An 11,540-nucleotide genomic window follows, 5' to 3' on the forward strand; every position below is an offset into this window, starting at 1 on the left:
CGAAATGGAACATACTTTACCGACATTGCCTTACGCGCTTGATGCTTTAGCACCTTATATATCTAAGGAGACTCTTGAATATCACTATGGCAAACACCATCAAACCTACATCACCAATTTAAACAATTTAATTAAGGGCACAGATTTTGAAAATGCCTCTCTTGAAGAGATTGTTAAAAAATCATCAGGTGGTGTTTTTAATAACGCGGCTCAGGTTTGGAACCACACCTTTTATTGGATGGGAATGAAACCTAATGGTGGAGGGGAGCCAACTGGCGATCTGGCTAAGGCAATCAATGCTAAGTGGGGTTCTTTTGATAAGTTTAAGGAAGAATTCACTAAGTGTGCAGTTGGCACCTTTGGTTCTGGTTGGGCTTGGTTGGTGAAAAAACCTGATGGCTCATTAGATCTGGTCTCAACTAGCAATGCTGCAACACCATTGACAACAGATGCCAAGCCTTTGTTAACTTGCGATGTTTGGGAGCATGCCTATTACATAGATACACGCAATGCCAGACCTAAGTACGTAGAGAATTTTTGGAATCTCGTGAACTGGGATTTTGTTGCCAAAAATTTTGCTTAATGCAGCAGGAATAATCATGTCATCGATTTTGACTTCTTTGGGGCGGACAGTATTGGCAGGATTTGTCCTCCTCATACTGATTATTTTTGCTTTAGGCGGAAACTTTAGCTCTCCTGAGTTGCCCTTTGTTTTTCGTTGGTTGCATGTCATGTTTGGGGTGATGTGGATTGGCCTGCTTTGGTACTTTAATTTTGTGCAGATACCTTCCATGCCAAAAATTCCAGATGAACAAAAACCAGCGATTGGCAAAGTCATTGCGCCAACAGCATTATTTTGGTTTCGTTATGCAGCGCTGTTTACTGTGATTACGGGTCTAATCGTTGCTGGTTTGAATGGTTATTTGCATCAAGCGTTTACTTTGCAATCACCATTCCGTGCAATTGGATTGGGCATGTGGATTGCGTTGGTGATGGCAATTAATGTGTGGTTCATTATTTGGCCTAATCAAAAGCGCGCTTTAGGTATTGTTACTGTCGACGCTGATGCAAAGGCAAAATCTGCTCGTATTGCCATGATGACATCTCGCATTAATACGATACTGTCAGTACCAATGTTATTTTTGATGGTTGCTCAATCACACAACACCACTTGGTTTGTCATCATTTCTTAATCATTTAAAGATGGCAATAAAAAGGCCTGCTATGCAGGCCTTTTGTTTATGCGCAACTAAGCTTAAGCTAGTAAAGGCGGCAATTCTTTTGTGAGTGCAGCACGCTGATTGGTTGCAGTCCCCATTAAAACAAAGCCTAGTAACTTACCGTCCTCTGACTCAAAGCGCGCCTCAAGGCCGTCCTCGGCGGAATGGGTTTTCCACTGACCAACCGCATCCTTTGCAGGCGGCGAAACAATAGTGGCAAACGCCGGAGTTTTCACCATGACTGGCATTGCAGGGTAGGTGAGTGCGGTATCTTGACCGGTTAGTGTCGCAGCCAATGCTCTTGCTGCTTGCATGATAGGCATGACATAAGGCAATACTAGACCTTCTACTTCAGCGCAATCTCCGATGGCATAGATATTTGGTAAGTTGGTTTCTAATCGACGGTTTACTTGAATCCCGATATGAGTCTTAATGCCGGCTGATTGTGCAAGCGCAATTCTCGGTTTAAGTCCCACTGCCGATAGGACTACATCAGCGTTGATGGTATTGCCGTTGGTTAAGCTCATTCTATGCTGCTCGTTAGCGCGATCAATCGATTGCACGGTAGTGTTGAAATGCCAGCGCACTCCAGCTGAGCTGAGTTTGCTTTGTAATGCACTCGCTACATTTTCTGGTATCAGGCGTCCTAGGGCATGGGGAGCCATATCAATCACATCCACTTCAAAGCCGCCTGATATAAGATCGTTAGCAAATTCGCATCCTATTAAGCCGGCTCCCAGAATGGCAACCTTCTTTTTATTGGCAATCTGCTTGCGAAACTTTGCATAATCTGCAAGATCATTCACTGTTAATACTTCGCTGGCAGCGTTACCTTGTAAAGGAATGCGAATCTGATCAGCGCCTAAGGCTAGAACAAGCTTGCTGTATGGAATATCCCCTTTGTTGGTGAAGATGACTTGCTGATCACTACTAATTGCAGTCACATCTGTTTCAGAAAAAATTTGAATATTCAATTGCGATGCCATAGCGTCAGCTGGCGTGGTAATTAATTGGTTTGCATCCTTATTGCCTGCAATCGCAGTGGAAAGCATGGGCTTAGAATAAAAATATCCAGGCTCCTTGGTAACAAGTGTGATGGGTATCTCTTTATTAAGTTTGCGAATTTCGCGTATAACGGTATAACCGGCTAAGCCGCTACCAATAATCACAATTGGCGCTAGAGGGTGGATGGTGTTTTGATTCAAGATGAGCCTCTTGTTGATAAATGAACATCGAGTTTAAATTTAATTTCATCTGAACCTGAGCCTTTGTATTAAAAGTCATTTGCAAATTGCTTACATTCTTCACTAATATCGCTATTCTGAATAATGATGGTAATATTTATCTAAATCTTCGATAAAAGAGCGTTATGGCCTATTTACCGTCATTAAGACAGTTAAGTTATCTAGTGGCTCTTGCCAAGGAGCTCAATTTCACACGCGCAGCAGAGACTTGTTTTGTGGGGCAATCCACTCTGAGTGCAGGTCTAAAAGAGTTGGAAGATGGTCTGGGTATTCAGTTGGTGGAACGTGATCGTCAAAATGTCTCCATTACGCCAGCGGGTTTAGAGGTGCTCGAACGCGCTAGAACAATATTGGCAGCCTCTGAGGATTTGGTGGAATATGCCAGCGCATCCGGTAAGCCTATGACAGCTACGATACGTTTGGGCGTAATTCCAACGATTGCACCGTTTTTATTACCATCGGTATTGCCAGAAATAAGAAAACGCTTTCCCGATCTGAAGATTACTTTGCGTGAAGATCTCACTGCGAATCTATTGACCAGACTTGCAGAACATAAGTTGGATTTTGCTCTCATAGCTTTGCCTTATGACGTCAGTGGACTACTAGTGGAAGAGTTGTTTGACGATCCTTTTTGGTTGGTTGCAAAAGAGGGTGATCCCGCATTGAAAGGCAAGGAGGTAACGTTGCCGGCCAAAATGGCTGAGAGACTTTTGTTGCTAGAGGAAGGGCATTGCCTGCGCGAGCATAGTCTACAGGCTTGCAAAAAGCCCGATATACGCAAAGATGATGGCATGGAAGCGACGAGTCTGCTAACGCTGTTGCAAATGGTGGAATCGGGATTTGGGATTGCGTTATTGCCGGAGATGGCCGTAAAAAGCAGTCTCTTAAATAACAGCGATTTGATTGCAAAAGCGATGGCAGCGCCAGCGCCAAAAAGAGTCATTGCTTTGGCGGCTAGATCCTCTACTGCGCATACTGCAGAATTTATGGCGCTATCTCGATGTATTCGCGATCAGTTTAGTGTGAGCCTACAAAAAGCGAAGTGAGTTGTTGCTGCTTTTAAAAAAAGCCCTAGGCGCTGATTATTTATCTTCAGGATCTTTGAGGAGATCATAATGATTCGCCACGAGCAATAAAGCCAAAGATGCGCACCCCATAGCAAAGAATTCCCATTGATGTAGCAGGGCGGTTCCAACGACAGTCATTAATACCGTCCATCCTACGGCCATCTTTGCTTTTTTAGAAAGCGGTTTCATTGGCATTACTCCTTAAGCATGCGCCTTGACTTTGTTTAACATGCGACGCAATGTGTCGTCCTTAATAACGTAATGTTGCCATAAGCCAGCTACGGCATGAAGACCAATAAGAAAATATAGCGAGTTTCCTAAAAACTCATGAATTCCTTCCATGAGTTTCTTGGTTTCAGGATTTGGAGTCACAAACTGAGGCCACACTAAACCAAAGAAATGAATTTCTTTTCCACCATATTGAAAATATAGAAATCCAAAGATGGGGGAAATTAACAATAGAGCATAAAGTATCCAGTGCATCATTTTTGCCAAATTGGCGAATATGGGCATGGGATTGGTTGGGGTGGGTACGCCATACTTAAAGCGGATTACCAGTCGAATTGCCATTGCTATAAAAATGAGTTGCCCAAAGACTCCATGGATAGACTTACAGAGCTCCCTAGCTTCGCTCCCTTTAGGGAACTGCCCCTTAAGTTCTATGGTGATAAATGCTGCAATCACTAAAAAGAATACGAGCCAGTGCAGGAATATGGACGCAGGGTGATAGTGCTTTGATGACATAAGGAATAGCTAGTAAATGAGATTTCTCATAAATGATAATGAATCTCATTTGCAATAGCAATCTCGACAGCAAAACCCCTCTCATTAAGGGGTAAATGGGCTAATTAAGCCTGACTTTGGCGCTTAATTCATTGAGAGAGCCCCGCTTGTCGACCTGGGATAGCCTTAAGGCTTCTATCTCAAAATCGACTTGAGCAGGATGAAAGTCTGCATCGTTGCGGAGAATGATGACATAAGTCCACACCAAATCGCGACCTCGGTTTTTATATACATCTACAAGACGTTTCAAATGGGTTGCCTATGGGGATGAGTTCTAAAGTGAACTTAGCGAAGCTTGAGGGAAGAATTTGATGCGCTGTTTTTGGCGCTTAAATTCTCTTTTAGGGTAATGAGGTTGCGAGCCTCTATGCGAATGACTCCACCTCTAGGGCTATCAATATCCGCTATCAAAAAGAAAGAGATGGAAGTAATAAAAGGGAAGATCATAAAGAGGGCAACATTCTTTTGAAAGTTGCGCGCACCAAATCCAACTAATACATTGGCACACAGTGCAATGGCTGCCATCAGTGCCCATGCTGGGTAGGGGATGCGATTCCACCAAGCAGCCTGAACGTACCCTTGAGAATTTAAAACATCATTCATGCCAGATACAACTAGCGCTGAAATAGGGCCAGGTTGTGAGCGGGCTGTCGGTAGGATCGATTGCCAAAGCGCATCTTGGAGTTCATCAGTTCTTTGGCGGATTTCTTGAACTTTTTCCTTGCTTTGTTTTGAATAAAACAGGATGCGTTGATCTAAATACTGCCGCAAAAGCACTTTTGTTTGTTCTGATGCATTTGCTGGTAGTAGATCTGCTCTTAAGTATTGTGTGCCGATAGCATTCGCTTCACCTTCCTCAAGGGTTTCGCGATTGTCATGGCGATCAATTGCCATAGAGAAGGTAAAGCCGATAATGAGCGCTAATAATGTGAGAGTTGCAGTCTGAATAATGCCAAGATCCTCAGAGGTCTCCGTATCTTTTGTTCGATAACGACTAAGAACAGCATTGCCAAACCAAACAGCAATAGAAAAGCTGAGGAATGAAATTCCAAAAACTAAAACGGGATGGTTGAGTAAATAAGAAATTTAAAAAGTTCCTGGATATAAGATATCTTTGCCAACATTTTGAATGTCGCGATGCCCAGTAAAGGCCATAGTGATATCTAATTCGTTATGAATGAGTTCAAGGCATTTTGTGACGCCCGCCTCCCCCATGGCGCCTAAGCCATACAGAAAAGGCCGGCCAATCATTGTGCCGCGTGCACCTAATGCCCAGGCTTTGAGGACGTCTTGACCAGAACGAATCCCACCGTCCATCCATACTTCTATATCTTTGCCAACTGCATCCACAATACCAGGTAAGGCTTTAATACTAGAGATTGCTCCATCGAGTTGGCGTCCGCCATGATTCGAGACGATCAGTGCATCTGCGCCAGAGTTAGCTGCTAAGCGGGCATCGCCCTCGTCCAAGATGCCTTTAATAATGAGCTTGCCACCCCACAGTTTTTTGATCCACTCCACATCGCCCCAATTCAGGCCAGGATCAAACTGCTCGGCGGTCCAAGATGAAAGGGAGGACATATTGCCAACCCCGGTTGCATGACCCACAATATTGCGAAATGTTCTGCGTGGTGTCATTGCCATGCCCAGACACCAGCGTGGCTTGGTGGCCATATTGATCATGTTGGCAATTGTCAACTTTGGCGGTGCAGATAAACCATTTTTTAGATCTTTGTGACGTTGACCTAATATCTGCAAATCCAATGTCAGAACTAGGGCAGAACACTTTGCGGCTTTGGCGCGTTCAATGAGTCGCTCAATAAAGCCTCGATCTTTCATGACGTATAACTGAAACCAAAATGGTTTAGTAGTGCGCTCTGCAACATCTTCAATCGAGCAAATGCTCATCGTCGACAGGCAGAAGGGCACACCAAATTTTTCTGCTGCTTTTGCTGCCAATATTTCACCATCGGCGTGTTGCATCCCAGTTAATCCGGTGGGTGCAAGAGCTACTGGCATGGCAACCTCTTGCCCGATCATTTTGGTCTTGGTGGTGCGATTGGTCATGTCAACGGCTACGCGTTGACGCAGTTTGATCTTCTGAAAATCGGACTCATTGGCGCGATAGGTGGACTCTGTCCAAGACCCGGAATCAGCGTAGTCATAGAACATTTTAGGGGTGCGTTTTTTATGTAAAACCCGCAGATCTTCAATATTGGTAATAATTGGCACAGTGATCCTTCATGGCTGCTTTGTTGGTAGAGCACGAATTTATTTAAGCCATATCTTAGCAATACCCAGGATTTGTTTCTAAAATACTAAGGATTACCGATAAATGGCGCATCTATTTGACGCCTTCTTGTGACGATTGCATGCCCAAGCTTACCTTTGCTACAGCAACTTACCTATTGATTGCCACTGCTTTATGGGCCGGAAATGCGATTGCTGGCCGTTTATTAGTCGGCAGCATTTCTCCCATTACCTTAAGTGCAGCCCGCTGGGGTCTAGCGGGGTTACTTTTATTGCCATTAGGATGGCGTGTATTTAAACCCCAAAGCGCTCTCTGGCAGAACAAGAAGCGGTTTTTACTATTGGGATTATTTGGCGTTGGAAGCTATAACGTACTTTTATATTTAGCCCTGCAAACTTCAACGGCGATTAATGTCACCTTGATTGGTGCAAGCATGCCTATTTGGATGTTATTCATTGGTGCAGTGTTTTATCAAACAAAGCCTAATCTATTGCAATTAATTGGAGCTCTTGTTTCATTGCTCGGAGTGGCAATTGTATTAACGAGGGGTGAGTTAGCTACATTGCTATCGATGCAAATGGTTATCGGTGATTTATTGATTATGTTGGCCACTATATTGTGGGCTTTTTATAGTTGGATGCTCAGTCGTCCTGGATCCAGTACAGAGCGCCAATGGCCATGGGCGGAGTTTTTAATGGCACAAGTATTGATAGGCCTTCTTTGGACGGGATTTTTTGATCTCTTTGAGATTGCCTCAGGTCATGCGCATCTGGAGCTCAATTGGTGGACGGGTTCTTTAATCGTATTTGTTGCCATTGGACCATCCTTAATTGCTTATCGTTGCTGGGGGTTGGGTGTAAATGGAGCAGGGCCTACCGTAGCAGCTTTTTTTGCTAATTTCATCCCCTTATTTACAGCGATTCTTTCTGCTGCAATGTTAGGGGAGCCGCCGCGGCTCTTTCACGGACTTGCATTTGCTCTCATTGTGATTGGTATTTGGGTGTCTTCTAAGCAGGGGCCGACCCAAAGCGCTTCTTCCTAATCTCACTAGGTTCGCCTAAAAACAGTAAAGTAATCTTTTCAAACACACTTTTAGCTATGGTTGATGTTCTCGTAATTGGCGGTGGAAATGCAGCTTTGTGCGCTGCTCTGATGGCCAGAGAGGCTGGCGCGAGCGTGTTGTTATTGGAAGCGGCCCCAAAAGTGTGGCGTGGCGGTAATTCTTCGCACACACGTAATTTGCGTGCAATGCATGATGGCCCTCAAGATGTTCTCTTGGGCACTTATTCGGAAGAGGAGTATTGGGATGATTTGCTCAAGGTTACAGGTGGACTTACCAATGAAAAGCTTGCTCGCTTAGTCATTCGCTCTTCTTCTAGTTGCCGTGATTGGATGATGAAACATGGCGTGCACTTTCAGGCTCCACTATCGGGCACATTACATCTCTCCCGCACAAACGCCTTCTTCATGGGTGGTGGCAAAGCACTGGTGAATGCGTATTACCGTAGCGCAGAAAAATTAGGCGTGCAAATTCGGTATGAATCACCAGTGGACTCTATAGAGGTCAAAGATGGTCAGTTCGTAGCGGCCCATATTGGTAAAGAGCGCATTCAAGCTAAATCTTGCGTGCTTGCTGCTGGTGGATTTGAATCGAACTTAGAGTGGCTAAAAGAGGCTTGGGGAAAAAATGCTTTAGGCGAATATCCTGCCGATAATTTTCTTATACGGGGCACCCGTTTCAATATGGGCGTCTTGCTGAAAAACATGATTAGTGCCGGCGCGGATTCAGTGGGCGACCCTACTCAAGCGCATATGGTGGCAATTGATGCCCGTGCTCCTTTATATGATGGTGGCATTTGTACCAGAATTGATTGCGTCTCGTTAGGCATTGTGGTCAATAAAAATGGCGAACGTTTTTATGATGAAGGCGAAGATTTTTGGCCCAAGCGATATGCCATTTGGGGTAGATTGGTAGCGCAACAGCCAGGCCAAGTAGCCTATTCGATTATTGATTCCAAAGCTTTGGGTCGTTTTATGCCACCAGTTTTTGCTGGCGAAAAAGCAGACACTTTGGAAGAATTGGCTGATAAGTTGAGAGTTGATCGAGCAACATTGCTAAAGACAATTCAAGACTTTAACGCGGCTTGTGTTGAAGGCACTTTTGATCACACAGCCCTAGATGATTGCCATACCGAAAATCTCAACCCGCCCAAAACGCACTGGGCTCGTAGGATTGATGTAGGCCCATTTTATGCTTATGCAGTAAAGCCCGGAGTGACCTTTACCTACTTGGGGCTAAAGACTGATCAAGATGCGGCCGTTTATTTTGAGGGTAAACCTAGTAAGAATTTGTTTGTTGCAGGTGAGATGATGGCTGGCAACGTTTTGGGTAAAGGCTATACAGCAGGCATAGGCATGGCGATTGGCACGGTCTTTGGACGTATCGCTGGGGTTAGTGCCGCAAAGGCCGCCGCAAAAAAGGAGTCGATAGATGCAAAAGCTTGATGCGCTCATCGAAGAGGCAAGTGATTTAGCTAATCCCAGTCCTGAAAAAGAAGTGGCACGCATTATGCAGATTTGCAATGCCTGTCGTTACTGTGAAGGGTTTTGCGCCGTATTTCCGGCAATGACTCGTCGGATCGAGTTTGGTACAGCGGATGTTCATTACTTAGCTAATCTTTGTCATAATTGCGGCGCATGTCTGCATGCGTGTCAATATGCGCCTCCGCATGACTTTGCTGTGAATGTCCCGCAAGCAATGGCGCGCGTACGCAAAGAAACCTATATTGATTTTGCTTGGCCATACACCATGGGGCAGCTTTATCAGTCCAATGGAATCGCGGTAGCGTTGGGCACTTCTATTGCCATCATGGGATTTTTGCTGCTTGCACTGACGCTAAATGGTAGTTTCTTTGGTGGTGTTCTTGACGGTAATTTTTATGCGGTTTTTCCGCACAATACCTTGGTGTTGATTTTTGGTAGCGTATTTACCTTTTCGATCCTGGCAATCCTGATTGGTGTGATGCGTTTTTGGCGTCAGATTACTCCAGGTGACCCATCAGGTGCAGCTGCTGCTGAAGCAATGCATGATGTGCTCTCTCTAAAATACTTAGGCGGTGGTCATGGCGAAGGTTGTAATAATGAGGACGATGCTTTCTCGTTGTGGCGCAGACGCTTTCACCACTTTACTTTCTATGGATTCTTGTTGTGTTTTGCCGCAACAAGTGTTGCTACGATCTATCACTACTTCTTAGGGTTGCACGCGCCTTATGCGCTTAATAGTTTGCCAGTGGTATTGGGTACTTTAGGTGGTATAGGCTTGGTGATTGGTCCAATGGGATTGCTTTACCTAAATATGCGCAGAGATCAGGCACATGGGGATATCACTCAACGACCGATGGATAGGGCATTCATACTGTTGCTACTGCTGATTAGCATTTCAGGACTCGGTTTGTTGGCCTATCGAGACACCGTCTATATGTCGATTTGGCTCGTCATTCATCTTGGCTTTGTGATGGGTTTATTTTTGACAATGCCTTATGGAAAGTTTGCCCATGGACCTTTCCGCGCTGCAGCATTATTGAAAAATGCCATTGAAAAACGGCAAAAAAACACCTTACAACTCGGTTCTGACTGATAAATCTTTCTCACAGACCTTTTAAAGAGGGATGCTTGAGCGCGGACATAGCAAAAAACCCTTAAATCGGTATCATTTAGGGCTATTCACAGAATTACCAGGAAATCACTATGCCAGGCTTGCTCCCCAATGTCGATCCAGATGGACTATTAGAGTTCTCAGTCGTTTATACCGACCGCTCCTTAAATCACATGTCAGAAGAATTTAAGCGTGTGATGGTAGATATCTCTAGTGTTCTTAAGGATGCTTATAACGCCAGTTCCGCTGTGATCGTTCCCGGTAGCGGCACTTTTGGCATGGAAGCCGTAGCGCGTCAATTTGCAAACAATGAAAAGTGTTTGGTATTACGCAACGGTTGGTTTAGCTATCGCTGGACTCAGATTTTTGACTTGGCACACATCACTAGTGACATCACCGTATTGAAGGGTCGTCAATTAGAAGATTCGGCACAAGGTGTGTTTGCGCCAGCGCCGATCGAAGAAGTGGTTGCTTATATAAAAAAAGAAAAGCCTGCAGTTGTTTTTGCTCCGCATGTTGAAACTTCCGCTGGCATTATCTTGCCTGATGAATATCTCAAGGCTGTTGGTGAGGCGGTACGTTCAGTAAACGGATTGTTTGTTCTAGATTGCATTGCTTCAGGAGCGATGTGGGTAGATATGAAAGCCTGCAATGTCGATGTGTTGATTACTGCGCCTCAAAAAGGTTGGAGTAGTTCACCTTGCTGTGCCTTAATTGCATTAGGTGATAGAGCGCGCGAGCGAATTGAATCCACTCAGAGCAGCAGTTTTTCAATGGATCTAAAAAAATGGCTCCAGATCATGGAGGCCTATGAAAAGGGCGGGCATGTGTATCACACAACCATGCCAACGGACGCATTAAAGATTTTGCGTAATGTAATGAAGGAGACTCAATCCTTGGGCTTTGCTAATCTCAAAGCAAAACAGGTTGAGCTTGGCACTAAAGTACGACAATTATTGGAGTCCAAGGGATATCAGTCTGTATCCGCAAAAGGCTATCAAGCGCCAGGGGTAGTGGTGAGCTATACCAAAGACCCTGATATCCAATCCGGTAAAAAGTTTATTGCACTTGGCTTGCAAACTGCTGCAGGTGTTCCTTTGCAGTGTGATGAACGACCAGATTTCCGCACCTTCCGAATTGGACTCTTTGGTCTTGAGAAGTTAGGTCATGTAGATCGTACCGTGGGTCATCTAGCTGGGGCTCTCGAAAAAATCACTGAGAGCGAAGCTCAGCCTGCATAACTGCCAACGAAAGAGTAAAAGGCCGTCAACGGACGACCTTTTTTATTTGCGATCCATATTCTGTCTCTTATACACATCT

13 protein-coding genes are annotated in these 11,540 nt (G+C 44.8%); 7 read left to right on the forward strand and 6 right to left on the reverse strand.

The features are described from left to right. Positions 1-4 precede the first annotated feature (4 nt). Positions 5-583, forward strand: a complete 579-nt coding sequence (gene sodB, locus KIH43_RS08005; protein WP_296967719.1) for a superoxide dismutase [Fe] — start codon at positions 5-7, stop codon at positions 581-583. 16 nt (positions 584-599) lie between these two features. Further along, positions 600-1,193, forward strand: a complete 594-nt coding sequence (locus KIH43_RS08010) for a urate hydroxylase PuuD (RefSeq protein ID WP_296967721.1) — start codon at positions 600-602, stop codon at positions 1,191-1,193. A gap of 62 nt (positions 1,194-1,255) precedes the next feature. Here the strand turns inward: KIH43_RS08010 and KIH43_RS08015 are convergent, their stop codons facing one another. Beyond that, positions 1,256-2,425 carry an FAD-dependent oxidoreductase gene (locus tag KIH43_RS08015; protein ID WP_297719546.1) on the reverse strand — a complete coding sequence of 390 codons (1,170 nt, stop codon included), beginning with the start codon at positions 2,423-2,425 and terminating at the stop codon, positions 1,256-1,258. A gap of 164 nt (positions 2,426-2,589) precedes the next feature. Between KIH43_RS08015 and KIH43_RS08020 the strand changes: the two genes are divergently transcribed. After that, positions 2,590-3,510: a hydrogen peroxide-inducible genes activator gene (locus KIH43_RS08020; protein WP_297719549.1), complete on the forward strand. Its 921-nt coding sequence runs from the start codon at positions 2,590-2,592 to the stop codon at positions 3,508-3,510. Between the two features lie 36 nt (positions 3,511-3,546). Here KIH43_RS08020 and KIH43_RS08025 read toward each other — a convergent pair whose 3' ends face one another. The 5 genes from KIH43_RS08025 to KIH43_RS08045 form a co-directional block, all read right to left on the reverse strand. Further along, on the reverse strand, positions 3,547-3,720 hold the full coding sequence (locus KIH43_RS08025; RefSeq protein ID WP_296967726.1) for a hypothetical protein: 174 nt from the start codon (positions 3,718-3,720) through the stop codon (positions 3,547-3,549). Positions 3,721-3,732: 12 nt separating this feature from the next. After that, the gene (locus tag KIH43_RS08030) at positions 3,733-4,275 is read right to left on the reverse strand and encodes a cytochrome b (RefSeq protein WP_296967728.1); all 543 of its coding nucleotides are present in this window, start codon (positions 4,273-4,275) and stop codon (positions 3,733-3,735) included. Between the two features lie 100 nt (positions 4,276-4,375). Beyond that, positions 4,376-4,564, reverse strand: coding sequence for a hypothetical protein (locus KIH43_RS08035; RefSeq protein ID WP_296967729.1), 189 nt, complete (start codon positions 4,562-4,564; stop codon positions 4,376-4,378). Positions 4,565-4,599: 35 nt separating this feature from the next. Continuing rightward, positions 4,600-5,208 (reverse strand): hypothetical protein, encoded by a 609-nt coding sequence (locus KIH43_RS08040; RefSeq protein WP_296967731.1) that lies wholly within the window; start codon positions 5,206-5,208, stop codon positions 4,600-4,602. A gap of 192 nt (positions 5,209-5,400) precedes the next feature. Continuing rightward, entirely contained in the window at positions 5,401-6,546 is a 1,146-nt protein-coding gene (locus KIH43_RS08045; RefSeq protein ID WP_296967733.1) for an alpha-hydroxy acid oxidase, read from the reverse strand. Positions 6,547-6,686: 140 nt separating this feature from the next. On the opposite strand from KIH43_RS08045, the gene KIH43_RS08050 reads away from it, so the two are divergent. From KIH43_RS08050 to KIH43_RS08065, 4 genes are all read left to right on the forward strand, one after another. Next, positions 6,687-7,607, forward strand: coding sequence for a DMT family transporter (locus KIH43_RS08050; protein ID WP_297719553.1), 921 nt, complete (start codon positions 6,687-6,689; stop codon positions 7,605-7,607). A 56-nt stretch (positions 7,608-7,663) separates the two neighbouring features. Beyond that, positions 7,664-9,070, forward strand: coding sequence for an FAD-dependent tricarballylate dehydrogenase TcuA (gene tcuA, locus KIH43_RS08055; protein ID WP_297719555.1), 1,407 nt, complete (start codon positions 7,664-7,666; stop codon positions 9,068-9,070). Beyond that, positions 9,057-10,202 carry a tricarballylate utilization 4Fe-4S protein TcuB gene (gene tcuB / locus KIH43_RS08060; protein WP_297719557.1) on the forward strand — a complete coding sequence of 382 codons (1,146 nt, stop codon included), beginning with the start codon at positions 9,057-9,059 and terminating at the stop codon, positions 10,200-10,202. Before tcuA ends, tcuB begins: the two co-directional genes overlap by 14 nt. Before the next feature lie 110 nt (positions 10,203-10,312). Continuing rightward, positions 10,313-11,461: an aminotransferase class V-fold PLP-dependent enzyme gene (locus KIH43_RS08065; RefSeq protein ID WP_296967740.1), complete on the forward strand. Its 1,149-nt coding sequence runs from the start codon at positions 10,313-10,315 to the stop codon at positions 11,459-11,461. Positions 11,462-11,540 lie beyond the last annotated feature (79 nt).

Source organism: Polynucleobacter sp., from assembly GCF_018500155.2.
Taxonomy (GTDB): Bacteria; Pseudomonadota; Gammaproteobacteria; order Burkholderiales; family Burkholderiaceae; genus Polynucleobacter.